Below are 23,441 nucleotides of genomic sequence, written 5' to 3' on the forward strand. Positions count from 1 at the left end.
GCGCCGGACCCGCCACGAGAGGCCCGCTGCGACCCGCCGGCGATCGCCATCCCCCCGGCAGCGCCCGCCGCGCCCATCAACGCCCCACCGCTGCCCGACGACAGGGCACCCACCGCGGGGACGATGAACTTCATGATGGCCGACAAGGCGAGAACCGACAGCAAAAGGAAAATGAGCCCCTGAAGAAATCCCGTGAGATTCTCCATCAGATCAGACTTCAAATGACTGAATTCCTTCGGATGCTTTTCAATACACTTCGCATAGTCATCCGATGTCGGGTTATCCACATTGCAGATATCCTTGATCTTCTCATTGAGTGTCTTCACATCGACGCCGGACGTTTTAAGCATCCGCAGTCCGAATGAGAATATGATCGCCACCGTCGGCTTGTAGGCGACGAAAGCGACGATCCAAGAGACCGATTTCTGGAACCATTGCCGTCCCCAGTCGGTGTTCGTCGCCGACGCCGACAAAGGGAAGACCCCTGCCATCAACTGCAGAAAGATCGTTCTGACTATGAGAAGACCCACCTGGATGAGGCCGCCGACGATGGAGAAAAGCCCCAGAATGATGATTAGGAAGGCGCCCAGACCGCCGGCCGCGGCCAAGAAGAGGGTCATGTTGCCCGCCAACGTCTCCATCCCGTCCGACCGGCTCAGCAGCCAGGACGAGAACTGGTCGGCAGCCGTGGTAGCCAGATTGATGGCTGTGACCCCGGCGGCCGAGACGACGACCAGCGTGGCCAGCGACCGGGCGAGGTCCCTGACCGGCGAGCCCCTCTGATGCCAGATCATCATCCCTCCGGCGGCCAGGACCGAGACCAGCGCCAGGATCGAGGTCAACCAGTGCAGATTGCTCTGCAGCCACGACACGGACGGGGAGGCGCCGACATTCGCGCCGCCCATCGACACCAACGCCTTGGCCATGAAACTCAACACGCTCTCCGTCGCTGTGGCGATCGCGGAAGCGACCATGTCCACAACCGACTCCGCGACGGCTTTCACCCCGCCGGCCAACCAACCCTTCGCCCAGCAGACAGGACTGATCCCACACTCCGAAAACGACGGCATACCCCTACTCCTACTTCTTTCGCTCTGCTAAAAACCCCACGAGGTGAAACCCTCACGAGTCAGATTCTTCACCGGGCTCATCTCCCACCCAGTTTCGGTGTCCATCGGCTCAACCTTCCAATCGTGGTCACGCCACCTCACCGTCACCGACCACGCCACCAGCGCCTCGGGATTCGACGGGAACTCCACCGCCACGGCGACGCGGACCTCGCCTGCGCTGGCCGTCGTGACGACTTTGAACCCCTTCACCGTCGCCTGCCGCTCCGCAGCTGGCGGACGACGTCGGGCATCGGCCACCATGACATCCGTCCCCGGTCCCGGCACCTGCAAAGCCGCCATCACCTCGGCCAAGCGCCCACCGCCCCTGGACAGCAGCGAGACGTAATTGAGAGCGGCCAACGTCGCCCCCTTCGGCGAGAACACGTAACCCCTCGGGATATCGCCCGCCACGCGACACGGACCGACCCCGCCCAACTCGGCGATCCGCGCCCCCGACCCCAACACCCTCGCATGCGCGGGAAAATCCGCGGTGGGCTTGTCAAAGTCACGAGCCGACACCCCGCACAGCGACGTATAGGCACTCCTGCTCGAGGCCGTCACCGCCGCTTGGTGCCCCGGTTTGGTGGTCCGACCATCCCGCCAGGTCATCACCGAGATCGCCACGCCCGCCGCGATCAGGACGAACAAGAGCCCCGCGCCGATCGCCAGACGCCCCGTCCAAACGGACTCATCGTCCCCGCCGCGTACACGGGTCTCATTCTCGCTCTCACGCCGCCTCATACCAGCAACCCCACGATCGCCGACGCCGCCGAGACCAGGATGAGCCCGCCCAAAACCGATCCGAGCTTCGTCGTCGCGTTCGATCCCTCACCACGGTCATTGCGGAACATCAGATAGGCGCCCACCAGGATGATCCCCACCACGCCCAACGCAGTGACGATCCACGCCGCCCAGTTAATCAACTGGCTGATCTTGTCAGCCCCGGGAGGCGGCACCGGCTTGACCGGCGGCGGCGCCGCGATCACAGAAGTCACCAAGTTGAACATCGCTCTATTTCCTTTCCGTAGAGAGCCCGGCCAGCTCCTCGATCACCCGCGCGGTTCGCGCGGGAAGCCTCTCACCACACCGATGCGTCCCATCCCTGAGGCGTTCCACCCACCCCACGCGCCAGCACGCCGGATAGGCACCCGCCACCAGATCGGCCGCCGACGCCAGCACCCCAGGCAGACGGCGACCAGGAGCATCAGCCACCAGCACCAACCCCATCAACGCCACACCCCCGATCTGCCCGGCGTAATAGCGCATCGCCGCGTCCCGCGCCGCCTCCAAACCATGCGCGTGCGTACGCGCCACGATCACCACCGCGTTCGCCCTCCCCGACGACGCCGGCCACGCCCGCTCCCCGTCTTCGAGCCCGGACAGCCGCGCCAACGTGCTGCACCCCGCACCGCCATGCGCGCCCACCAGACACACCCCCGCGCGCGCCGGCGACGCGACCACGGGGAGATAGCCCGTCCCAGCCACCGGAATCCCCGGATCAAAACCCCACACCGGAACTGCCACATCCGACCCGGCTGCCTCGGCCGCCTCGGCGGGCGTCTGGCACGCAGACAGCCACGGATTCGCCGCCTCGACATCCATGCCGCAGCCCTCCTTTCCTCACCCGGACATGTGCCCGACCCCACGCACATGCCAGACGAACGTGCATCCCACCACAAGGAGATAGTCATGGACGCATGGCCGACCGGCGCCGCCGTCATCGCCGACGACATCGTCACGATCACCCTGGCCGGACTAACCCGCACGCTCCCCACCACCGACCTCGACGCCGACCGCGCCGCGGTCCAGCACCACATCGCCGCCTGGGCACGCCACCTCGACCGCCCGATCACTGTCACCGTCACTGACCAGGACGGCTCCTGGACCATCGCCATCGACCCCGACGGCGCCACCCACCCCCGCACGCGCAGAAAGCGCCGGTGACACCATGTCCCTGCCCCGCGACGTCGACGTCACCACCACCCCCGTCTGGATCCTCACAACCGACGGCCTGCCACCCTTCGCCACCCCAGCCGCCGGCCAGACCCTCTTCTTCGACTACGACGACGCCCACGACGCCAGACAAAACGCACCCGCCGGCGCCCGCCTATGGAAAGCCGAGCTGACCGCCACAGCCGCCCTATCCAAATGGCAAGAAGCCTAACCCCTCCCAGCCCGCCCGCGGTTTGTCGCTGTCTCTGAGCCCACGCCGCCAAAGGAGCCTGACCTCGCCCGCGCCGGCGACGCGACCACCTCCCTGGCCAACAGCGTGAACCGACGATCCTCATCCTCGGTGACCCCGCTCCCGCCAGCCGCCACACGCAAGATGAACGACGAGCCCGGACCACCCCTCCGACTCCCCACGATCAATGACATCCACGCCCCCGCCGCCACCGGCGAGATCCCCATGCACGCCACCTCCTCGTCAGCCCGCGCCCGAGTGATCCGCTCCCGATCCCCGCACGTCGCGGCGATCTCCACCATGCGCCGTGTCCCCCTCCACGCCAAACCCTGAGGAATCCCATAATCCACAAGACGATGGACAAACACCTGATGCGGCCCGCACCACGACGCCGACAACAACTCCTCAAGCAACACAGTCCCCACCCCATGCTCATAATCCAACGAAACCGCCGCATCCCCGACCTCCTCGACCGCCAGCTCGACACCCACACCCTGATCAGCGCGAGCAACCCGCTTCATCACGATCGACGTCACAAACCCCCACGGATTGTCTGCAGCCACGATTTTATCCGCACACTCACGCACCACCTCCCACACATGTCCCGCAATATCAGCGATTGCTTCCTCAAACCCCATCGCCCGGCGCCGCCGCGCGATCCATCCCAACCGGGCCCGCGCCTCGAACTCCGCCACACGCCCCAACAACTCACTCGACGGACCCGACCACCCCTCCGACGACGCTGCCCGGATCAACCGGCGCCCGCCTTCCGCCGACAGGCAATCCTCCATCGACACCACTCCAGCAGGGTTAGTGACGCGATTCACGCACATGGCAGGGGAGTGCCGATTTGAAACTTCCAAATCGAAACGTGTGTGATCCCGATCATCCTCGGGTGGGGGAAGGAGGCCAGGATCCAGTCGATACCGGGTTGCTCCCCGCTGACGGCCGAACGACCACCGCGACCGGCGCAGGAACCCGGCCTCCTCCAGGCGAGTCAGCACCCGTGACAACGTCGTATGCGAGACGTGAGCTCGACCCGCTAGCTCGTCCCACGTCATGACCACCTCGCCCGCCGGATCGGCATGCGTGGCCAACAACGCCAACACCAGCAAATCAGCCGCGGCCTGCACATCCCGGACCTGGCCCAGCACATAGGCGCCCATCCTCGCCGTCACGACGCACGCTCCCCACCAGCCCAGTCCACACCAGGCGAGGACGGAGCCTCCTCACGACCCCCGCACTCGGCGTCCTCGGGGTCCTTGTCAGGCGCTGCGGCAGAACCGGGCTGCTCCAGGCGGGCCAGCATCGAGGCGCGCAGCCTCTTCGGCAGACACGGATTCCGCTGAATCCGCCCCCTCACCACGGCCAGATCCTCCTGGCTCAACGGCGGACCACTGTCACCGCTGACAGGCGGGCCGCTCGGCGTCGGGGCTGGCCATGACCGCCGTGACGCCGGCGCTGGCGTCGAGGCGATCTCCCCGACCCGATGAATGACCAGCCCAGCCCCGTTGACGAGTTGATCCGGTAGGGGATTGCCGTTCAAGACGCGATGGATCTCAGCCCGCGTCCACCCCGCGGCCTGGGCCCGGCCCAACAAGCCCGTCACCCGCGCCGCGGCCCGCTCGGTCAACAGCGCCCGCATCGGCCTCGGCAGACACGCCCCCAGCAACCCCCAATCCGCGGCGCCTGACAAGGACCCCGAGGACGCCGAGCGCCTCCCGCGCGTCCCGGTTTGGGCCGGGCGGCGGCCCGAACCGGGAGGCGAGGCTGGGGCAGGATCACCATCCACACCACCCGGGCCGGGCGGCGGGTCCGACCCGGCCTGGTTGGTTGGTGGTTCTATTGATGGTTCAAAATCCCTATAAGGAAGCAAGGGGCCAAGGGTGGCCCCTAGCAGGGGGCCACCCTTGGCCCCTTGCGACTCCTCACCCGCTAAGGGCCAGATTGGCCCTTTGCAGTCCTGACGCGGCATATCCGGGTTTTCCACAGGAGAGTTATCCACAGGCTCCCCGCAAGGGGCCAGATTGGCCCTTTGCAGATCTGACGGGCAGTACTCCGCCCCGACCATCAACCGGTAGACGTTGCCCCGTCGCCCCTCCTGACTGGACCGGATCGTTGTCTCCACCAGACCCGCCCGACGCAGGAAAGCCACCGCCCGCTTGACCGAACGAACCGACATCCGTGACTTAGGCGCCAAAGTATCCAACCTCGGCCAGCACAGCCCCTCGTCATTCGCCTGATCCGCCAGCGCCAGTAACACCAGCGTCTCCTTCTGTGGAAGCTCCTCCAACCCCCACACCCACGTCATCGCCCTCACACTCATCGCCCGATACCCCCACACCCCAGCACCCCCGCATGTCGAGACCGAGGGCACCGTGCGGACCGGCCCCGCACACCGCACACCCCGCTCGAGCCGGAGGCAGGCACGGCACGACGCAGCCCGAACTCGCCGCGCCGGACCGGATCGACGACGCGCGCAGTCACGATCCCGCCCCCTCACCACGATCATCGCCGCCGCGCTCAGCCCGAACGGCCGACCGGGACCGGACGGACCCGGCCTGGACCGGGCCGCGGCCGCGGATGACCGCCCACTCGACACGAGTCCACCTGACCAACCTGGGAAACACCCACCACAAGGCAAGCACAGTGACGAAAAAAGAACGCGCATAAACAGGTATGACATACCATAAAGTAAGCAAACTCACCATGAGAACCACAGCACACATCATCGTCACCATAACAAGCACGAACCCGGTCACTAAGCGACCGATCGGCACACGACTTCGCACTCCACCAGGAGGGGAGGCCGACCGTAGCCGGCGAAGCGGACCGAGAGAATCATTCCCAGTGAACATTAACTACTCCTTAAAATCAGAACGAATATGAAACGAAAAATAAACTTCTACACGGCTGGCACCCCGACACCGCTAGTGTGACGCCGCTGGTCTCCGCCCTGGCCGTGGCGACCTGCCTGGCCGGCGAATACCGGGCCGAAACGGACGGCGCCGGCCTCGCGGCGCTCATGACCGACCCCTACCGCTGTAACGATGCGTGCGAATCGCACCCGTGGAATAAGTGATCGTGCAATCCCTGCCAAGCTCACGATGAGCCAAAGCACGATGCGAAGCAATACCCAAATGATGGAACCACCGAGCGCAGGTGTGGCAGTAGCAATCCGGCTCGCGCCGCCGGCGGCGCCTTGTCGTCATGGTTTGCCCCATCGACTGGTGCGGGCCGCCACCGGGCTAATGATCCGAGGACAAGTGAAATCGATCCTGGCGCGGCTGGCCGGGTCAGCAGGGTAGGAGGTCGTCGCCTCCACACCCAGCCAACCGGTCTGGCCGGCGCGGGCGGTGACGGCCGGCCAGAGCAGGCCCAGGACGCGGGCCACCTGCCCGTGAGAAAGCTCGAGCTCGACCTGCCCGGACGGGTCGTGACGGCCGGCCTGGAGACGGAGATGGAATCCGGTGATGCCCCACGCCGGCACCTCCCCGGCCGCCTGCAGGTGGATCTGGTCGTCTTCCAGGGCGAAGCCGACGTGCTCGTCTAGATCCAAGGCATCCTCGCCGACCCAGTCTCCGGGCCGGGTCTTGCGCCGCGGCGCCTGCCAGACCAGGAAAAACCCGCACCAGGCAATACGCCATCCCGTGACCGGATCAACAACGGGACAATCCCCGTCAAGCCCATACAAGACGTGGCAGCTGGCCGGGAACTCCCCGAACTCCTCCTCGAGGACCTCCCGACGCCGCCAGACCGCCCCGAGCACATCAAGCCGAGCCCGATCCTGGACAGACCACCCCGCCCACTCATCACCCACCGCCCTTTCAACAGGCCCCTGAGCCACGTGACTCATGCTCATTCTCCTTTCCGCCCCCGTGCGAACGTGAAACACGTCTCATATCCCGTATGCGACGCGTAGGGTGTGGGCGGACGCGAGTATTCCGCCTCGCGCCCACCCTAGCCAGACCACCACCAATGGCCTGACACCCGCCGGCCGAACATGCCTGATCCGGCCGGTCACGACACCATGCCCGGTGCCGCCTCCTCCCAAACCACACACAAAGCTCACCGGCTTGAAAGGAAGAACAATGGAATATGCGCAGATCCCTGGCACTCATACGCTCATCAGTGGCACGGATTGGGCCAAGCAATCCGCAACGGAACGTATCAAACCCATGGAATGCGGGGGTATCGCCGATCCGGGAGATGTCAGCCAGGTTGACCCCGGCGATGCCCCACGCCGGCAGACTCTCACTGTTTTCGACATGGAGGTGGATATGGTCGTCTTCCACGGTGAAGCTGACATGCGCATCGAAGTCGTTGGCCAACCAGCCGGCGTGGCCGGCCGTGCCGGGGACGACATCCTGGACCGTCTGCCAGACCAGGTAGAACCTGCAATAGACGATGTGCCAGCCCGTGACCGGATCAACAACAGGACGATCATCGTCACACCAACACAGAGTATAAGAATCAACCGGGAACTCCCCGAACTCCTCCCACAGGCTCCACCGACCACCGGCGCCCGGTCTCGGCCCGATCGATCCCGTACTCACGACCCCGCTCCTTTCCACGCATCACAGCTCCGGCGCCCACCGAGCCTGAGAAAACCCACAGCCCGGCCTGGCAAGCCCGGCACCGCCGGATGATTCTGAGACAATGAGACATGTGGTCCTGGACGCCGAGACGAACCAGAATCCGGCCAGTAACGACGCAGCAAGAACGTGACGCAGCCGTCGGCCTGCTGTCCGAAGAACTCCCCGAGCCATTGACTGTGCCCTTCCCGCCCTGGCCAATCCCGCACAAAAACGGTCTCCACCCCGAGATCTTTGGCGTATGGCAGAATCGCCGCCTTATAGGCGCCGGTTTCATCGGACCAGACATTGAAGACGCCCGGAACGTCCTGCGATCCAATCCCGCGGCCTACCAAGAGTCCAAGCAGATCCTCACGGACGTGGCAATGATCCATGGCATCGCCATCCACCCCAAATCCCGCAGGCAAGGCCTGGGCCTGGACCTCAAACTCGCCCTGACCCGCTGGGCAGAAACACACGGCGCGCAAGCCGTCATCTCCGTCCCAGTCACCGATCCGTCGCGCCGCCTCAACACACGCGCGGGTTACCTCGTCTTTGAACCGAATATCACGCTCATCATGCAATTCGAGAACTGCAAGACCCGAATCGCCCTGCCAATCATAGGAAACGCCACCTGGTCGATCTACCAACTCCGACAAACAAGCAAGCCTTCCCTGACCATCAGTCAGGCACCACCGATTCCCTGACCGGACGCACCCCCACACCCAATCAGCACACCCAGTGGCCGTCGGATCACCACTCGCCACGGCACCCATCATGCCTGCCTCCGCTCAACCAGGCCTCGGGCTACCAGCTCGTCGACGGCATCGGCAGTCTGGGCGGCGGTCAGACCCCGGCCGGCCAGCTGGGCGGGGTCGGCCACGCCGTCCGGGCAGGCCAGCAGCGCCAGATAGACGCCGACCGACGCATACGACACCCCCGCTGTACTGGCTAGTTCCGCCGGCAGGCCGATCCTCAAGACTGCTCGGGCGATTGCCCGATAAGCGTCTTTGACCGGCTCAGGCGCCCGATCAAAACCAGTAGGGAAGTCATACCACGGCGCCACCGCCTCAAACCCCGCCCGCGCAGCCGCCTCCAGACGATCGCCCGTACCCAGCGGCACGAGATCAAGGGCCAATAATCCTGTATCAGTCATGTTTGCTCTCTTTCATGAAAGTCATCCAATAAGTAGTGGGGGCAGTGCCCGTGTGACCGAACAGCGGGCGCTGATCGGTTAAGGCCAGGACGCGAAACAAGGGAATCTGGACCTCGGACCATTTGAAGATCAGCACGCCCTCGGGCCGTAAGACCCGGAAGCACTCCTCGAATCCCGCCTGGATCTCGTCTTCCCACGAAGCGACTAGCCGTCCGTACTTTTGCGCCAGCCATCCCCGTTTCCCGCAGTTGACCAGATGAGGCGGATCGAAAACCACGAGACGGAAAGACTCGTCGGGGAAAGGAAGGTCGGTGAAGTCAGCAGTGATTTCGGGAGCGACCTGGACAACCCTGCCATCGCATAAAGTGATGACCTCCCGGCGCCGGTCGGTGAACACGGCGCGGGAATCCGTTTTATCGAACCACATCGACCGAGCCCCGCACGTCGGATCGAGAACCACAGCCGACATCTCACACCCGCCCTGCCGGAGGTGAAATCTGGTAAGCCAGACGGATAGCCTGATCAAGCAGGTCCGCCAACTCATCCATATCATCCCCGACATCTTCCGGCCCCTGCTCGGACCGCAGGCCGTTCAATTCATCACGCGCCATATGCATCGACGCGCGAATATCAACCCACACCCCATGGCCATCCATCACGACTCCTCCAACCCCGGCAACGGCCTATCCGCACTCGCAGAACTTTCGCCGCCGGTGTCACCCCGCGGCTCAAGCAGTCGCAGAATGTCATCCCGCCGGAAAAACCGGCGACTGTGGGGAACAGGCTGAACGGAGGGGACCCAACCCTTCCTTGCCCACCGTATGAGAGTCGTGCGGCTGACCCCCATCTTCCCGGGCAAAAGAGCCACCGCCTCATCCACCGACAGAAGATCATCGATCCGATTATCAGATGTTTTGTGCAAATTTCGTAACTCCATACTTTCAGCATGCCAGCTAAAAACTTGAAATGCAAGGACGTGATTTGCGATTTTTGTACTTTTGAGCGATCATAAGATCATGGCGATTCCAGAAATTGAGCCGAGAGAAGCCGATTCCCCCGATGCCGTCATCGGAGAGCGGGTTCGTCTATGGCAGTTTCGTCGGCGTGTCACTCAAAAACAACTGGCCGAAGTCTTGGGGACGAAGCCGGCCGGCGTGTCGCGCCGCCTCAGCGGTCAGACAGGCTGGACCTCGACGGATTTAGTCCGTGTGGCGGCGTTTTTGGACGTCAGCCTCACTGACCTGCTGCCGGAGATTCTCGTCGAGTGGGAGAGGCGCAGGCGGGGCGGCGAAAACTCCGCACCGGGAGTCGTCTCGACCAGTGCGGAGCCTCGGCGCGCTCGAAGGGATTCGAACCCCCAACCTTCTGATCCGTAGTCAGATGCTCTATCCATTGAGCTACGAGCGCGTGCCTCGAATTCGGGACGTCGAAAATTTTACATCCGCCTCGGTGATAGGACCAAACCGACGAGAGTGGCGCCAATCACAGCGGGGCATTGATCTTATGAGCTGATCCGTCAGTCCGCTTCGGCGGAGTTTCGTCTTTTCGCGCCAGGGGTCTCGGCTTGAACACTGGTGTCGCCGCGTCACGACCGTGTCTCGTCTTTCCGCACTGGGAGCCTCGTCTCTTCACTTCGTCCCCTCCGGCCGACGGCACCCATCCGCTCCGGGCGATGGCGGAGTAGAAGGCGGCGCATTCGCTCAATCGATCTCATTGGACGCACATGCGGCGGCGGTGTTCGCGGCACGCGGGCGCGTTCGCGATGAGGGTGCCTACAATACCCGTATGACCGCGGAAGAATCCTGGAATGAATGGCGCAATCGCCGCAACTCGACCCTAGCTGACGAACACGGGTGGCTGAGCCTCGTCTCCCTTACGTGGATCACCCCTGAACCGGCGAATCTGCCGGATTTTCCAGGCCTTTGGCATGTTGTCGACGGCACCGTCCGCGCGGCGTTCTCCTCCGGAGATTCAGTGTTCCGGCACGGCGAGGCCCTCGCGGGGGAGGTGACCTTCACCTTTCCGAACGGTTCGGACATGTCGCTATCATCTGGAACGAAGGTCGCGGAAGTCGCTCGCCGTGGCGCCGGTTACCTGGTCAGGGTGCGTGACTCACAGGCGCCGACCTTGACGGCCTTCACCGGCGTGCCGACCTATGACTACGATCCCCAGGCCGTCGTCGCTGGTGAGTTCACGCCCTACAGTCGCCCCCGAGACGTCGCCATATCGACGGCCAATCCGGCGGTGTCTGGAACGACGCATCTCATAGGCGACGTGTCCTTCACTTACGCGGGCGTCTCGTCCCGCTTGGCGGTCCAAGGCGGTGATGGCGAGCTCACAGCCGTGTTCCACGACGGAACCAATGGAGTAGAGACGGCGGATTGGCGGTCTGTCAGCTTTCCCGCTCCCGCCGCCGGCGAAGCTGCCGTGACCATCGACTTCAACCGGGCGCTCAATTTCCCTGCGGCTTTCACGCCTTTCGGGACCTGCCCTCAACCGCCGGCTGGCAACGTGATAGAGGCGCCGGTGCGAGCGGGGGAACGCAGGCCGTAGCGCGACATGCCCGCAGACGATTGAGAGGAGTTGCCGGCCAGCCCGCGAAGACCTTCGATGCCTAGCCGGCGGGTTTGCTCTCCGGGGTGAACGGGCCCTGAGTCGTCCCCTCCGAACCGTCGTCGCGGATCCAGCACACAGTCAACGCTTCCCTGGCTCCGAAACGCGCCAGATGCCTGCCGATCACGGATTCGAAGTGTCCGATCTCATCAGAAGGGCACTTGAGCGACATCGTCAGCGCTTCATCGGAGGCGTGAAGGCCGACGGCGCAGGAGTCGGAGAACTCTAAGCTTCCCGACTCGCCGTCCCAGGAAGCGGATATCCTGCGCCCCATGTGGGCGGCGAGCTGCTTGCCGTATCTGGCGGCCCGAGATGTGGTCACGGTGGCAACGGATTCCATGATGAACCTCCTGGACGGCGTCTATTGCTCTTTTCAGCTCTTCAACTATTCGAGAACTCCCTGTGTGGGGGCGTTTTTAGCTTCGTCTGGAACTTTCAAACTCACATTAGCATCATCACTGATTTTAATATCATAAGTTAGAGAATAATTGCCGTAAGTTTTATCTTTCGAGCCCTTGATCTTCACTTTCATGGCTGTAAGTTTTTTACTGTTTTTAGCAATAGCGAACTCTATTTGCCCTTTTTCGGCGTCTTCAGCTTCCTCCTCGGCGCCATTGTCATCGAATTGCTTTGTCATAGACGTCAACGTGCCAGCCGGAGGCTCCGCGGACAGAATGTAGTAGTCGTCCGTGACTTCGACGTCGACATCGTCCGAATCCTCAATGAGCTGGTGCAGATCGGAAAGTCCCGCAGTCGCACCGGTGAGAGCGTTGTCAAAAGTCGTCTTGTTCAGAGTCTCCTTCGACCACAGGCCGTCTATATTCTCATAAGCGTTGTAATTGTTGTCATTCTTGACCAAGTAAATAGTGGAATTCTCGTCTGGAGAACTGGAAGTCGCCTTCAGCGTCGATGTTTCGGCGTCGTAGGAGATCTCCATACGGCCTCGAGTGGGCTCGGAAGTTTTCTGAGAGCGAATGACCATCTCGGCCTTCATGGTGAAATCTTTGCTCGGAAGCGCGTTGCCGCCGGTCGACAGAGGATTGTCCACTCCGTCGACGATTTCCAGAGCGGTTTCTTTGGAGGCGTCGTCGCGTCCATACGTACACCCAGAGACGAGTAGCGCGACTGAGGCGACGGCTGCCGCGATTTTCATCCGGTTCATGGATCCTCCTCGAGACCTCAAGATTGGATGATTAAATCTACACCACGAAGGAGCCTTTCTGTGGGGTATTCGCCTGTGACCCAGGTCTGATCGCAAAAGTGCCCCGTTCAGCGGCAGCCATCGAGCGGCGGACTGAGCTCGGGAAGGAGTCAAGCTACGAAGTGGGGCCGGCCCCGGGGCCGGCCCCACTGTCAGTCGGTTGGCATCAACCGACGGGTGACGGACTGAACGTTGAGCGGGAGCCCGAGAGCGGCTGTGCGTTCTTCGCGACGTCTGGCAACTTGATTGTGACGTTTGCTTTACGGTCAATCTTGAGTTTCAAACTGCCGTCTACGGAAGCACTACCGTCGGTAGTCTTCCCCTCGACCTGCAAGTCCAATGAGTTGAGTGCATAAGATTTCTTATCCACTTCGAATTCGAGGCTTGCTTTGATGCTCTTTTTATCAATATTGACTTTGGAACGTTGCGCATCGGTGATCAGTCGATCAATAACTTTGTCTTTTGGTGTGACTTTGATGACATAGTTGTCGCCTTTTTCACTGATTTTCACGTCCGCGTAGTCATTATTGGCGTAATTTGAAGGATTGATGCTTGGGATCGCCGAAGGATTCGAATTCCTCACTTTGTTCAGAGCCGAATCGATATTCTTCGACGGTGTGGTGGTCTTGACCCACATTCCGTTCATCGACCCGTAGAGATCATAGACGCTTCCGGCCTTGTGGGCATAGCCCTGGAGGTCCATTTTGTCATTGGTGAAACCTTTGCCGGGTACTTTGATCTTGCCCTTGAAAGAGGCGGAGGCGTCACCTGAATCGGCATCGTATTCGGCCTTGACCTTGCCGTCGATGTCGATGCTGTACGAATTGCTCGGCTCTTTGATCTTAAGCTTGACCTCACCATCGATCTTCGCGTCGGAGGATGGAATCGGCTTGTCCTTGTTCGCCTTGACGGCCTTGTCGATGATCTGGGATCGATCGGAGTCGCTTCCCTTAAATGGTGAATCGCTCTTGGAATCATCACTCTTGCATCCGGAGAGGGAGAGAGCGGTTACAACCGCCAAGGCGGCTGCTATTTTGCGAGACATGATTTCTCCTTGGAATGTTGCGTAAAGCGATGTCGACAGGCGGACACCCTCTTTCGCATTGTACGTGCTCGCCTCCCACCTGCCCAACCTTTCGCCCGTGTGGACCCCGCATTCCGGCGGGGGAGTTCTTCAAAGGCTCCTGGGTCGACAGGGTGTCTCGCGTATGGTAAGCGCCCTCGTGAAGTGAACGAGGTCACGCGGCTGGGGAAAGGTCGTGGGAATAGAGCCACCCCGTCGAGAGTTGAGCTTGTTGGACTCAAGGAAAGCGGAGTCGAGCGGATGTAAGATCCGACGGCGAGCGAACTTGAGGTAGCGCCCAGCAGGGCTACCTGAAGAAGTGAAAAGGAGAAACACTCTATGGCACGTGCAGTAGGCATCGACCTCGGCACCACGAACTCTTGCGTTTCCGTCCTGGAGGGCGGGGAGCCGACCGTCATCGCCAACGCGGAAGGGGCACGGACGACGCCCTCCGTGGTCGGCTTCTCCAAGAACGGAGAAGTCCTGGTCGGCGAAGTCGCCAAACGGCAGGCCGTCACGAACGTCGACCGGACCGTCTCCTCCGTCAAGCGGCACATGGGGACCGACTGGACCGTCGATATCGACGGAACGAAGTACACCGCGCAGCAGATCTCGGCCTTCATCCTTCAGAAACTGAAGAAGGACGCGGAAGCCTACCTCGGCGAACCCGTCACGGAGGCGGTTATCACCGTCCCCGCTTACTTCAATGACGCTCAGCGTCAGGCGACTAAAGACGCGGGCACCATCGCGGGCCTCAACGTGCAGCGCATCGTCAACGAGCCGACAGCCGCGGCTCTCGCCTACGGCCTGGAGAAGGGCAAGGAGGACGAGCTCATCCTCGTCTTCGACCTGGGCGGCGGCACTTTCGACGTCTCCCTCTTGGAGGTGGGCAAGGACGACGACGGCTTCTCGACCATCCAGGTGCGCGCCACCTCCGGCGACAACAAACTCGGAGGCGACGACTGGGACGAGCGCATCGTCAACTGGCTCGTCGAGCAGGTCAAGGCCTCGTCCGGCGTCGACCTCTCGAAGGACAAGATCGCCCTCCAGCGCCTGAAGGAAGCCGCTGAGAAAGCCAAGAAGGAGCTGTCCTCGACGACGTCGACGAACATCTCCCTCCCGTACATCTCCATGTCGGACTCGGGCCCGATCCACGTCGACGAGACGCTGACCCGAGCGAAGTTCGAGGAGATGGCCAAGGACCTCCTCGAGCGCACGAAGGCCCCCTTCCACAACGTCGTCCGCGATTCGGGCATCAAGGTCTCAGACATCGACCACGTTGTGCTCGTCGGCGGTTCGACCCGCATGCCCGCGGTGACGAACGTCGTCAAGGACCTGACGGGCGGCCGCGAGCCCAACAAGGGCGTCAATCCCGACGAAGTCGTGGCCATCGGCGCGGCTCTGCAGGCGGGCGTCATCTCCGGCGATCGATCCGACGTGCTGCTCATCGACGTCACGCCGCTCTCCCTCGGCATCGAGACGAGCCTGGGCGGGACCGGCGGGATCATGACCAAGCTCATCGAGCGCAACACGGCCATCCCGACCAAGCGGAGCGAGACCTTCTCGACCGCGACGGACAACCAGCCGTCTGTGACGATCCAGGTGTTCCAGGGCGAGCGCGAGTTCACCCGCGACAATAAGCCGCTGGGAACCTTCGACCTGACCGGTATCGCCCCGGCCCCTCGCGGCGTGCCGCAGATCGAGGTCACGTTCGACATCGACGCCAACGGCATCGTCCACGTCTCCGCGCGCGACAAGGCGACGGGCAAGGAGCAGTCCATGACCATCACCGGCGGTTCGGCCCTTCCCAAGGAGGAGATCGACCGCATGGTCAAGGAGGCCGAGGAGCACGCCGCCGAGGACACCAAGCGCCGTGAGGAGGCCGAAGTCCGCAACCAGGCCGAGCAGACCGTCTACTCCGTCGAGCAGCTCCTCAAGGAGAACAAGGACAAACTCCCCGACTCCGTTTCGACCACCGTCAAGGAAGCCGCGGACAAGGTGACCGAAGCCCTCAAGGGCGAAGACGTCGAAGCCGTCAAAAAGGCCCTTGACGAACTCAGCGAGAAGTCACAGGAGATCGGCAAGGCCCTCTACGCCTCCGGTCAGACCGGAACCGCTCAGACGTCATCCGCGAGCGGCGCTTCAGAAGACGTCGTGGACGCCGAGATCGTCGACGACGAGGAGAACAAGGAGAACAAGTGACGGATCCTCAGGCGCATCCCGAGGTCCCCGAGGAAGAGGCGGTCGGGGTCGACGCGGCGTCGACCGCCTCGGTCGGCGATGCCCACGCAGCCGGTGAGGCGGATGCCCCGGACGTCGACGCGACCGAGGCTGCCGCTGGGCAGGCGGAAGACGCCGCCGCTTCGAAGGACCGAACAGTGAAGAACGAAACCGGAGAAGGCGGGGATCCGGAGCGATCCGCCGCCGGCGTCCGGAAGGCGGATGCGGGCGATTCGTCTGATCCGCTCAGTGAGGCGATGGCGTCCATCGCCTCACTGGAGGATCAGCTTGCCCGGCGCACCGCCGACCTTTACAACGTCGAGCAGGAATACGGAAACTTCGTGCGCCGCTCCAAAGCGGAGGGCGCGGCGCGCCGGGAAGAGGGAGTCGTCTCCGTGATCACCGCCCTCCTCCCCGTGCTTGACGACGCCGAGCTGGCGCGTCAGCACGGCGACCTGACGGGACCCGTCGGAGCGATCCTCGACAAGGTGGAGCAGACCCTGCGGTCGGCCTTCGGCGTCGAGCGTTACGGCGCCGAAGGGGACGACTTCGACCCCCAGGTCCACGAGGCGCTCATGCACTCTTCGTCCGCGGACGTTCAGACGGAGCAGATCGGCACTCTCATCCAGCCGGGGTACCGGATCGGCGAGAAGATCGTCCGAGCGGCGCGCGTCGGAGTCGTCTCCCCCGAGTAGCGCATGCGTAGACGAACGGACAGGGATGAGATGCAGATGCACAGGAACGGGGAGGTGAGGCGCGATGGCTAGCCAGGACTGGATGGAGAAGGATTTCTACAAGGCGCTCGGAGTCTCCAAGGAGGCTACGGACGAGGAGATCAAGAAGGCCTATCGCAAGCTTGCGCGCCAATACCACCCCGATCGCAATCCGGGCGACAAAGCGGCGGAGGATCGTTTCAAGGAGGTCGGCGAGGCCTACCAGGTGCTGTCCAACGAGGCCGACCGCAAGGAATACGACGCGATTCGCGCCTTCGGAGCGGGCGGGCCACGGTTCACCGCAGGCAGCGGATCCTCCGCGGAGTTCGAGGACATGTTCGCCTCGATGTTCGGCGGAACTCAGTTCTCCGGTTCGGAAGGCTCGGGATTCCGCGCAGGCTCGTCCGGCGGTTTCGAGGACATTCTGGGAATGTTCGGTTCCGGAGGCGGGCGAAGCGGTCGGTTCGGCGGCTTCGGCTCCTCCCGCAGAGCCGTCCGTGGCGAGGACCTGACGGCCGGCATCTCGATTCCGCTGCGTAAGGCGGCGTCGGGCACGACCGTCAAAGTGACGACGGCGCGCGGGAAGTCGGTCACGGCGAAGATCCCGGCCGGAGTGACGGACGGGCAGAAAATCCGCATCCCCGGCAAGGGCGGCGAAGGCCTCAACGGCGGTCCCGACGGCGATATCATCGTCACGGTCAACGTCGAGAAGCATCCCGTCTACGAACTTCGCGGCAAGGACGTGTACGCCGATGTCCCGGTCTCCTTCCCCGAAGCCTCCCTGGGCGCCACGATCGAGGTTCCCACGCTCGACGGCAAGACCGTGAAGGTGAAGGTCCCCGAGGGATCCTCAACGGGGAAGCTTCTGCGGATACGCGGCAAGGGCGTCGGCACGGGCGATATGTACGTACGCCTCAAAGTGGCCGTGCCGAAGAGGCTGTCGGACGAAGCCAAGCGCGCCGTCGAACTCTTCGCTTCGGCGACCAGCGACGCCGACCCGCGCGGCGAGTTCGCGAAGATGGCGAGAAACTGACATGCCAGGGCGAGACGCGGCGGTTCTCACCGTTTCGGTGGCCGCACAGCTGTCCGGGATGCACCCCCAGACGGTCAGGCAGTATGACCGTCTGGGGCTCGTTCGCGCTCGCCGGACCCGTGGGGGAGGCCGCAGGTATTCCCTGGACGACGTCGACAGGCTTCTGGAGATCCAGCGGCTGTCGCAGCGGGAGGGGATCAATCTCGCGGGCATCGCCCAGATCATCGAGCTCCAAGACGAGAACGCGAGGTTGCGCGAACAAGTGGACAGCCTGTCGAGGCAGCTCGCCGCCGCCAGGGAGGCAGCTGAGCGTCAGCGCCTGTTGGACGAGCGGGTCTTCGCCGCCAGGGCTGACGGAACTGTCCTGGTTATGACGAGAGACGAACTGCGGTCTCGTCCGACGTCTGAAGAGACGGAGCTGGCGGACGAGGAAGCCGAGTGGTTCGAGCGGCAGAGCGAGGCGAAATCGGCGATCGTCGTGTGGCGGCCGCGCTGAGCGGAAGTCGCCGTTCGACGACCGGCCGAAAGCGCCTCCGCCCCCGGCCGTCCGCGTCATCTCTCCCAGTGGAAGGCCGTCTCACCGCCGCACATGACCGTGGACGAGCACTGTGGTTCGAGTGCGAGCCTGACGCGCAGGTCCTGATCCGGAGCGTCGCCGCTCACCCTGTACTCGATCCACGCGTTTTCCTTGGCGATCACTTTCAGACGGCCCTTCGACAACCACGGATTGCGGCGTCGCAGGCCGATGAGCCGCTGATAGATCCGATACATCCATTCGCCCGCGGGAGACAGCTCCGCCGGGGAAGCCGGCAACGGCGGGCGCAGCTCGTCGTCGGCGTGCAGGCCTTCGAGTTTCCGGCCCTGGAAAGCCTGTTCGTCGCCGTAGTAGACGGAGGGCATGCCGGGCAGCGTGAAGAGGGCCGTGGCGGCCAGGACGGCGCCGTCGTCGCCCACTTCGCTCGCGATCCGGGTGACGTCGTGATTCCCGATGAACGTCTGCGGCACGAAACCTCGGCACATCCCGGCGTGCCGGTCGAGCGCCCAGGCGAGCTCCCAGAAATTGCGGTCCTTGATCGAACTCCACGTGCCCTTCCACAGCTCGTATTGAGTGACGGTGTCCAGGCCGCTGGCCTCGACGAAGCCGGAGTAGTCCCCGTGGATCATCTCGCCTAGGAAGAGGACTCCGGGGAATTCACGGCGCACCCGCCCGGTGACCTCCCGCCAGAATTCCGGAGGCACCTCGTAGGCGACGTCGAGCCGCCACCCTGCGATGCCTCTGCGCAACCAGTGGAGCATGACTTCGGCTACCAGGTCGGCCACCTCGGAGTTGGAGTGGTCGAGGGCCGTGAGGCCGCCGTGCCCTTCCCATGAGCGGATGGCGCCGTCCTCGCCGCGGCGGGAGAGCCTGGCGGCGTCGGGGTGACTCGCCGCCACGTGGTTGAAGACTCCGTCGAGCAGGATGTTCAGGCCGCGCGCGCGGCATTCGGCCACGAGACGGTCGAAATCGTCCGCGTCGCCCAGGCGGGGATCGATGGCGAAGTGATCGAGCGTGTCGTACCCGTGGGAGACGGAGTCGAAGATGGGGCCGAGTAGAAGCCCTGAGCACCCCAGTTCGATCGCGTAGTCGAGCCAGGCGTCCAATCTTCTGAGACGGTGGCTGCTTTCGCTCCCGTTCCGCTCGTGGATCGGGGCGCCGAGGGCGCCGAGGGGGTAGACGTGCCACCAGATGGCGTCGTCGAGAAGAGACACGGATCCTCCTATTGAGTCAGTATCAACAGCGCTATTGAGTTTAACTCAATAGGGGTTAGGATGGGAAGTATGAACCCTGAGAGTCGCCGCAAGCGCAAGCGGATTCCGCAGCGGCGCCGGATGAGCGCCGAGGATCGGCGCCAGGTGATTCTCGGGGCCGCGGGCGAGGAGTTCGCGCAAACGAACTACGCGAGTGCCACGATGGCCGGCATAGCCGAAAGGGCTCAGACCTCCCAGGCGCTGGTCTTCCACTACTTCGGTTCGAAGGCCGAACTGTACGCCGCCGTGGTACGGGAGACCATCGGCGTCCTGGCCCGGGCCCAGCGCCGGGCGATCGCCGATCTCGGCCAGGTTGGCGCACGAGAGCGGGTGAAGGTGTCGCTTCTCGTCTACCTCGATCACATTGCGGGGCACCCCGATGCATGGGCGGTGCCTCTGCGCGGGGGAGACGAGCCTCCCGAGGCTCTGGGCGTCCGGGAACGGGCCAGGAAAGCCTACGTTCGCGAACTCTCGGAGCTCCTGGGAATCGGCGAATGGAAGCGGCACGGATACGCTGTGCGGGGCTATTTCGGGTTCCTCGACGCGGCCTGTTTGGCGTGGGTGGAGGCCGGTTGTCCCGCCGACGACCGGCATCTCCTCATCGACGCCGCCCTCGGCGCTCTGGAGGGGGCTTTGGGCGATTGGGGCGGTTGACAGCTCCCGTGCCCCAGGCGATTCTAGGCTTCCAGATCCTCGACGGTCCGATCGATGACGCTCTGGATGAGATCCCCGTACATTCGAATCGCCTGAGCCGAGCTCAGGGAGGTGGCGGCCTTCAGCCGGAGTGCATACCGAGTCAGGACCATCCCGGAGACAATGGCCTGGACTTGGGCCAGAGCCTCTAGTTTGGCAGCCGTACGTCCGGGGAAGAAGAGGTCGAAAGCGCGCCCCATCTGCCGTTCGACGACGCTTCCGTAGAGCTGGATGGTACCAGGGGCGTCGAGGAACGAGTTGAGGATGCCCTCGCCGGTGGAGGATTCCCAGATTCTGACGATGAGGGACGCGAGCCGCCGTCCGAGGGCCGAAGTGCCCAGCTCCGTGGCGTGCTTGAAGACCTTGTCCGGGTCGATGCCGATCTCCATGGACGCGAAAAAGAGGTTTTCCTTCGATGAGAAGTAGTGGTGGACGAGGGCCGGATCGACTTCAGCCTCCCGGGCTACCGCACGTAGGGAGGTTCTGTGGAAGCCGTCGCGCAGAAAGAGGCGCGAAGCCACATGCGCGATGTGGCTTCGCGTATCGGGGTTCCCCGGGCGGCGCCCCCTGTGAGGGCGATTGCGCGTGGGAGATTCGACGTTGCGCGGCGTTCCGCCATCGGAGGCGGGGTCGTCCGCCGGGAGGGCGGTCACGGCGTCCTCCTGCGGAGAGTGCGTGACGCCAATGCCAGAGCCAGTGCGGTGCATCCCACGACGATCCCCAAGCTCGACCAATAGTGCGAGGTCAGATTCGAGTGCTGAGCGACTTCTTCCAAGGCGTCCACAGACCACGACAGAGGCATCGCATTCGACAGCTGGTGAAGCCACTCGGCCATCTCGTCCCGCTCGCCCAGGAGCCCGCACAGCAGAACCTGCGGCACGATGATCGCGGGGGTCAGCTGCACCGCCTGGAACTCGTTGCGGGAGACGGCCGAGGCCAGGAGCCCCAGCGCGATCCCCAGGACGGCGGTGATGAAGGAGACCAGCAGGACGGCGAAGATGCTTCCCGTCAGGCGCATGTCCAGCGCCCAGTAGCAGAAGAGCGTGGTGAACGCCGACTGCACGAGGGCGAAGACGCCGTAGGCCAGGGTGTAGCCCAGGATGATGTCGGCCCTGTGTATCGGGGAGGCCATGAGGCTTTCCAGCGTTCCCGAAGTGCGTTCGCGCACAGTTGCCACCGCAGTCAGGAGGAACATGATAAACAGCGGGAAGACGGCAAGGATGGACAGTTCGATATGGGAGACCAGCGGCTCGGCTCCGGCGAAGATCTCGTGGAGGAGCGTGACGAGCACGATGGGGACCAAGGTGACGAGGGCGACGGAGCGCGGATCGTGCCGGAGTTGGCGTAGAACTCGACCCGCGATGGCGAATGTCAGCCGGCTCATGCTGCATGCTCCTTGATGAGATTGAGGAAGGCGGTGTCGAGGTCCTCGACTCCCGTGCGCTTGCGGATATCGTCGGGGCTGCCTGTGGCGAGTATCTCACCGTGGCGGATGAGCAGCAGTTTGTCGCAGCGGGCGGCCTCGTCCATGACGTGGGAGGAGACGAGGATCGTTGTGCCCGCTGCCGCTCGCTCTCGCAGAAAGTCCCAGATCTCCTCCCGCAGCACCGGGTCGAGCCCGACGGTGGGCTCGTCCAGGAGAAGCACGGGAGGATTGCCGACGAGTGCGCAGGCGAGGGCGACGCGAGAGGTCTGCCCGCCGGAGAGCCGTCCCGCCGGCTGGCCGGCCAGTGAGGCGAGATGAAGGTGCTCGATGACGGACTCGGCCTCGCCGCGCTCGGCCCCCGAGATGCGCGCCCAGTATGCGACGTTCTCGCGCACTGACAGGTCGGTGTATACCGAGGATGCCTGCGTCATGTATCCCAGACATCGTGCTGCGGCTCGGGTCCCGGCGGGATACCCGAGTATCTTCACAGTTCCCGAGTCGATGCGCTGAACTCCGGCGATCGAGCGGATGAGTGTGGACTTCCCCGAACCCGACGGGCCGAGAAGGCCCGTGACGGTTCCGGAGTCCAGCTGCGTGGACAGGCCCGGAAGCACGAGACGCCCTCCCCGGCTCACCCGCAAGTCGCGAACCTGGACTGGTGCTGTGTTCATGGCTTCAGACTAGGTGCGTTCGCGGCTGCGGACAAGGAATGGTGAATTAATGCAAAGGCTTCACCATCGCTATTTCATGGGGAAAACGGGATGAACGGAGACGGCGTTCACCACAGTGATGAATTACCGGAGATGCCGTCGGCACCGATAGGCGGCGAGTATGGGGGATACTACCCATATGCGGACGATGAATTCCTTCCTTTAGGGGATGTAACCTCGTCTCATGGCGGAAAGGTGTTCCTCTGACGTCAAGCGCGGTTGCGGCAAGGATTGCCGTCGACTTCGGGGAGCATCTGTCTGCACGGCTACCCGCGGGAGCGTGAACCGTTGGGCGTGTTTCCGCTTGCCGGTGCCTGTCGCCAATGCGTGAATGGCACACCCCCCGAGGCACCGGCTTCGAAGAATAAGGAATCGGTGCGAACCCCCCGTTCGCACCGATTCCCTTCGCGCGGTAAACGCGCGATCCCAATCTCTGTCTTCTCGATTGCGCATGTGTTGAGGTTGGGTTGAGGTGAGCGTGTGGGTTCCGGATTCAGAACCTTTCGCTGCTCTAGGAATAACCTTAGGGCTGGAAGGTTTCGAGCGCACTCCCCCTGCGGGATGATTTCCCGAGCTTGTGCAGGATTCTGTGGGCTACCCTTGACTTGGCCTGGAGATAGACCCGCCTTGGCCCGCAGTCAGAGCCGCCCCGCGTACCGCGCTCAGTTGGGCGCGGGCGGCTACGCTGATCTCAGGCAGGCCGTGAATCGGTATTCGGTTCGGGGCTGCGTGAGCGAGGGCGGCTATCGGCTTCTTCCCCGCGCTACCGGACTGGGCGCGTTCCAAAAGAACCAAGGTCGTGCTTCCGCAACGGCCCGCCAGCGCCTAACATGGGTAGTGCCATTTTGATGCGCCGGTCATCGCCGCAACGCTCACCCAGCTGCCGGAACGATGTTCCCTTCGCTGCCGAAACGAGAGCGTTTCCGGCGCTCGGAACGACGATTGCCCGGCGCAGGCCTG

The 23,441-nt window shown here is 63.5% G+C and carries 29 protein-coding genes, 1 tRNA gene and 1 pseudogene; 12 read left to right on the plus strand and 19 right to left on the minus strand.

Features of this window, described 5'->3' with window-relative positions; genetic code table 11:
• The 4 genes from HMPREF0043_RS08890 to HMPREF0043_RS10335 all read right to left on the minus strand — a co-directional run.
• On the minus strand, nucleotides 1–1,070 hold a 1,070-nt coding region (locus HMPREF0043_RS08890), incomplete at its 3' end, for a hypothetical protein (RefSeq protein ID WP_021602717.1).
• A 27-nt stretch (nucleotides 1,071–1,097) separates the two neighbouring features.
• Nucleotides 1,098–1,757 carry a hypothetical protein gene (locus HMPREF0043_RS08895; protein ID WP_156897566.1) on the minus strand — a complete coding sequence of 220 codons (660 nt, stop codon included), beginning with the start codon at nucleotides 1,755–1,757 and terminating at the stop codon, nucleotides 1,098–1,100.
• Between the two features lie 89 nt (nucleotides 1,758–1,846).
• Entirely contained in the window at nucleotides 1,847–2,116 is a 270-nt protein-coding gene (locus tag HMPREF0043_RS08900) for a hypothetical protein (protein WP_021602719.1), read from the minus strand.
• Between the two features lie 4 nt (nucleotides 2,117–2,120).
• Nucleotides 2,121–2,711 carry a DUF6668 family protein gene (locus HMPREF0043_RS10335; protein WP_021602720.1) on the minus strand — a complete coding sequence of 197 codons (591 nt, stop codon included), beginning with the start codon at nucleotides 2,709–2,711 and terminating at the stop codon, nucleotides 2,121–2,123.
• A gap of 48 nt (nucleotides 2,712–2,759) precedes the next feature.
• Between HMPREF0043_RS10335 and HMPREF0043_RS08910 the strand changes: the two genes are divergently transcribed.
• Together HMPREF0043_RS08910 and HMPREF0043_RS08915 are read left to right on the plus strand one after the other, a co-directional pair.
• Nucleotides 2,760–3,053: a hypothetical protein gene (locus tag HMPREF0043_RS08910; RefSeq protein ID WP_021602721.1), complete on the plus strand. Its 294-nt coding sequence runs from the start codon at nucleotides 2,760–2,762 to the stop codon at nucleotides 3,051–3,053.
• A 4-nt stretch (nucleotides 3,054–3,057) separates the two neighbouring features.
• The gene (locus tag HMPREF0043_RS08915; protein WP_021602722.1) at nucleotides 3,058–3,273 is read left to right on the plus strand and encodes a hypothetical protein; all 216 of its coding nucleotides are present in this window, start codon (nucleotides 3,058–3,060) and stop codon (nucleotides 3,271–3,273) included.
• On the opposite strand, the gene HMPREF0043_RS11795 is transcribed toward HMPREF0043_RS08915, so the two are convergent.
• The 3 genes and pseudogenes from HMPREF0043_RS11795 to HMPREF0043_RS11970 all read right to left on the minus strand — a co-directional run bounded on the left by HMPREF0043_RS11795 (nucleotide 3,270) and on the right by HMPREF0043_RS11970 (nucleotide 5,977).
• Nucleotides 3,270–3,929, minus strand: a complete 660-nt coding sequence (locus tag HMPREF0043_RS11795) for a hypothetical protein (protein WP_232206110.1) — start codon at nucleotides 3,927–3,929, stop codon at nucleotides 3,270–3,272. The genes HMPREF0043_RS08915 and HMPREF0043_RS11795 overlap by 4 nt on opposite strands.
• Before the next feature lie 333 nt (nucleotides 3,930–4,262).
• A pseudogene (locus tag HMPREF0043_RS11965) lies at nucleotides 4,263–4,457 on the minus strand (MarR family transcriptional regulator); the annotation flags it as partial.
• Nucleotides 4,458–4,465: 8 nt separating this feature from the next.
• Nucleotides 4,466–5,977, minus strand: coding sequence for a helix-turn-helix domain-containing protein (locus tag HMPREF0043_RS11970; RefSeq protein ID WP_156897567.1), 1,512 nt, complete (start codon nucleotides 5,975–5,977; stop codon nucleotides 4,466–4,468).
• 249 nt (nucleotides 5,978–6,226) lie between these two features.
• On the opposite strand from HMPREF0043_RS11970, the gene HMPREF0043_RS11205 reads away from it, so the two are divergent.
• On the plus strand, nucleotides 6,227–6,373 hold the full coding sequence (locus tag HMPREF0043_RS11205; protein ID WP_021602726.1) for a hypothetical protein: 147 nt from the start codon (nucleotides 6,227–6,229) through the stop codon (nucleotides 6,371–6,373).
• Between the two features lie 126 nt (nucleotides 6,374–6,499).
• Here the strand turns inward: HMPREF0043_RS11205 and HMPREF0043_RS11565 are convergent, their stop codons facing one another.
• Complete coding sequence (locus HMPREF0043_RS11565; RefSeq protein WP_021602727.1) at nucleotides 6,500–7,153, minus strand: hypothetical protein; 654 nt, start codon at nucleotides 7,151–7,153, stop codon at nucleotides 6,500–6,502.
• Nucleotides 7,154–7,382: 229 nt separating this feature from the next.
• Between HMPREF0043_RS11565 and HMPREF0043_RS11215 the strand changes: the two genes are divergently transcribed.
• Together HMPREF0043_RS11215 and HMPREF0043_RS08940 are read left to right on the plus strand one after the other, a co-directional pair.
• Complete coding sequence (locus HMPREF0043_RS11215; protein ID WP_156897569.1) at nucleotides 7,383–7,940, plus strand: hypothetical protein; 558 nt, start codon at nucleotides 7,383–7,385, stop codon at nucleotides 7,938–7,940.
• Between the two features lie 17 nt (nucleotides 7,941–7,957).
• Nucleotides 7,958–8,572, plus strand: a complete 615-nt coding sequence (locus tag HMPREF0043_RS08940; RefSeq protein WP_084432499.1) for a GNAT family N-acetyltransferase — start codon at nucleotides 7,958–7,960, stop codon at nucleotides 8,570–8,572.
• 68 nt (nucleotides 8,573–8,640) lie between these two features.
• On the opposite strand, the gene HMPREF0043_RS08945 is transcribed toward HMPREF0043_RS08940, so the two are convergent.
• From HMPREF0043_RS08945 to HMPREF0043_RS08955, 3 genes are read right to left on the minus strand one after another with little or no spacing between them, the layout of a single operon-like run.
• Complete coding sequence (locus HMPREF0043_RS08945; protein WP_156897570.1) at nucleotides 8,641–9,021, minus strand: hypothetical protein; 381 nt, start codon at nucleotides 9,019–9,021, stop codon at nucleotides 8,641–8,643.
• Complete coding sequence (locus HMPREF0043_RS08950; protein WP_198010321.1) at nucleotides 9,014–9,448, minus strand: methyltransferase domain-containing protein; 435 nt, start codon at nucleotides 9,446–9,448, stop codon at nucleotides 9,014–9,016. Before HMPREF0043_RS08950 ends, HMPREF0043_RS08945 begins: the two co-directional genes overlap by 8 nt.
• A gap of 43 nt (nucleotides 9,449–9,491) precedes the next feature.
• Nucleotides 9,492–9,677 carry a hypothetical protein gene (locus HMPREF0043_RS08955; protein WP_040318244.1) on the minus strand — a complete coding sequence of 62 codons (186 nt, stop codon included), beginning with the start codon at nucleotides 9,675–9,677 and terminating at the stop codon, nucleotides 9,492–9,494.
• Nucleotides 9,678–10,037: 360 nt separating this feature from the next.
• Between HMPREF0043_RS08955 and HMPREF0043_RS11975 the strand changes: the two genes are divergently transcribed.
• A complete protein-coding gene (locus tag HMPREF0043_RS11975; RefSeq protein ID WP_084432517.1) occupies nucleotides 10,038–10,397 on the plus strand; it encodes a helix-turn-helix domain-containing protein in 360 nt (119 codons plus the stop codon).
• Here HMPREF0043_RS11975 and HMPREF0043_RS08960 read toward each other — a convergent pair.
• Nucleotides 10,356–10,428 (minus strand) — tRNA-Arg (locus HMPREF0043_RS08960). The genes HMPREF0043_RS11975 and HMPREF0043_RS08960 overlap by 42 nt on opposite strands.
• A gap of 378 nt (nucleotides 10,429–10,806) precedes the next feature.
• On the opposite strand from HMPREF0043_RS08960, the gene HMPREF0043_RS08965 reads away from it, so the two are divergent.
• Entirely contained in the window at nucleotides 10,807–11,574 is a 768-nt protein-coding gene (locus HMPREF0043_RS08965; protein WP_021602733.1) for a DUF1684 domain-containing protein, read from the plus strand.
• A 61-nt stretch (nucleotides 11,575–11,635) separates the two neighbouring features.
• On the opposite strand, the gene HMPREF0043_RS08970 is transcribed toward HMPREF0043_RS08965, so the two are convergent.
• The 3 genes from HMPREF0043_RS08970 to HMPREF0043_RS11220 form a co-directional block, all read right to left on the minus strand.
• On the minus strand, nucleotides 11,636–11,974 hold the full coding sequence (locus HMPREF0043_RS08970) for a DUF2218 domain-containing protein (protein WP_021602734.1): 339 nt from the start codon (nucleotides 11,972–11,974) through the stop codon (nucleotides 11,636–11,638).
• Between the two features lie 45 nt (nucleotides 11,975–12,019).
• Nucleotides 12,020–12,796, minus strand: a complete 777-nt coding sequence (locus HMPREF0043_RS08975) for a hypothetical protein (RefSeq protein ID WP_021602735.1) — start codon at nucleotides 12,794–12,796, stop codon at nucleotides 12,020–12,022.
• A 205-nt stretch (nucleotides 12,797–13,001) separates the two neighbouring features.
• The gene (locus tag HMPREF0043_RS11220; RefSeq protein WP_021602736.1) at nucleotides 13,002–13,880 is read right to left on the minus strand and encodes a DUF6612 family protein; all 879 of its coding nucleotides are present in this window, start codon (nucleotides 13,878–13,880) and stop codon (nucleotides 13,002–13,004) included.
• 357 nt (nucleotides 13,881–14,237) lie between these two features.
• Here HMPREF0043_RS11220 and dnaK point away from each other — a divergent pair, with 357 nt between their 5' ends.
• From dnaK to HMPREF0043_RS09000, 4 genes are all read left to right on the plus strand, one after another.
• Complete coding sequence (gene dnaK / locus HMPREF0043_RS08985) at nucleotides 14,238–16,100, plus strand: molecular chaperone DnaK (RefSeq protein ID WP_021602737.1); 1,863 nt, start codon at nucleotides 14,238–14,240, stop codon at nucleotides 16,098–16,100.
• Nucleotides 16,097–16,813 carry a nucleotide exchange factor GrpE gene (locus HMPREF0043_RS11800; RefSeq protein WP_021602738.1) on the plus strand — a complete coding sequence of 239 codons (717 nt, stop codon included), beginning with the start codon at nucleotides 16,097–16,099 and terminating at the stop codon, nucleotides 16,811–16,813. The genes dnaK and HMPREF0043_RS11800 overlap by 4 nt, the downstream gene beginning before the upstream one ends.
• 64 nt (nucleotides 16,814–16,877) lie before the next feature.
• Nucleotides 16,878–17,864 carry a DnaJ C-terminal domain-containing protein gene (locus HMPREF0043_RS08995; protein ID WP_021602739.1) on the plus strand — a complete coding sequence of 329 codons (987 nt, stop codon included), beginning with the start codon at nucleotides 16,878–16,880 and terminating at the stop codon, nucleotides 17,862–17,864.
• 1 nt (nucleotide 17,865) lies between these two features.
• On the plus strand, nucleotides 17,866–18,360 hold the full coding sequence (locus HMPREF0043_RS09000) for a heat shock protein transcriptional repressor HspR (RefSeq protein ID WP_021602740.1): 495 nt from the start codon (nucleotides 17,866–17,868) through the stop codon (nucleotides 18,358–18,360).
• A gap of 56 nt (nucleotides 18,361–18,416) precedes the next feature.
• Here HMPREF0043_RS09000 and HMPREF0043_RS09005 read toward each other — a convergent pair whose 3' ends face one another.
• The gene (locus tag HMPREF0043_RS09005; protein WP_021602741.1) at nucleotides 18,417–19,613 is read right to left on the minus strand and encodes an alpha-amylase family protein; all 1,197 of its coding nucleotides are present in this window, start codon (nucleotides 19,611–19,613) and stop codon (nucleotides 18,417–18,419) included.
• Between the two features lie 69 nt (nucleotides 19,614–19,682).
• Between HMPREF0043_RS09005 and HMPREF0043_RS09010 the strand changes: the two genes are divergently transcribed.
• Nucleotides 19,683–20,306 (plus strand): TetR/AcrR family transcriptional regulator, encoded by a 624-nt coding sequence (locus HMPREF0043_RS09010; RefSeq protein WP_232206111.1) that lies wholly within the window; start codon nucleotides 19,683–19,685, stop codon nucleotides 20,304–20,306.
• 23 nt (nucleotides 20,307–20,329) lie between these two features.
• On the opposite strand, the gene HMPREF0043_RS09015 is transcribed toward HMPREF0043_RS09010, so the two are convergent.
• From HMPREF0043_RS09015 to HMPREF0043_RS09025, 3 genes are all read right to left on the minus strand, one after another.
• Entirely contained in the window at nucleotides 20,330–20,866 is a 537-nt protein-coding gene (locus HMPREF0043_RS09015; RefSeq protein ID WP_021602743.1) for a TetR/AcrR family transcriptional regulator, read from the minus strand.
• Between the two features lie 128 nt (nucleotides 20,867–20,994).
• Nucleotides 20,995–21,729, minus strand: coding sequence for an ABC transporter permease (locus HMPREF0043_RS09020; RefSeq protein ID WP_021602744.1), 735 nt, complete (start codon nucleotides 21,727–21,729; stop codon nucleotides 20,995–20,997).
• Complete coding sequence (locus tag HMPREF0043_RS09025) at nucleotides 21,726–22,442, minus strand: ABC transporter ATP-binding protein (RefSeq protein WP_040318246.1); 717 nt, start codon at nucleotides 22,440–22,442, stop codon at nucleotides 21,726–21,728. The genes HMPREF0043_RS09020 and HMPREF0043_RS09025 overlap by 4 nt, the downstream gene beginning before the upstream one ends.
• Between the last annotated feature and the right edge of the window lie 999 nt (nucleotides 22,443–23,441).

This window comes from Actinobaculum sp. oral taxon 183 str. F0552 (assembly GCF_000466165.1).
Classification (GTDB): Bacteria; Actinomycetota; Actinomycetes; order Actinomycetales; family Actinomycetaceae; genus Peptidiphaga.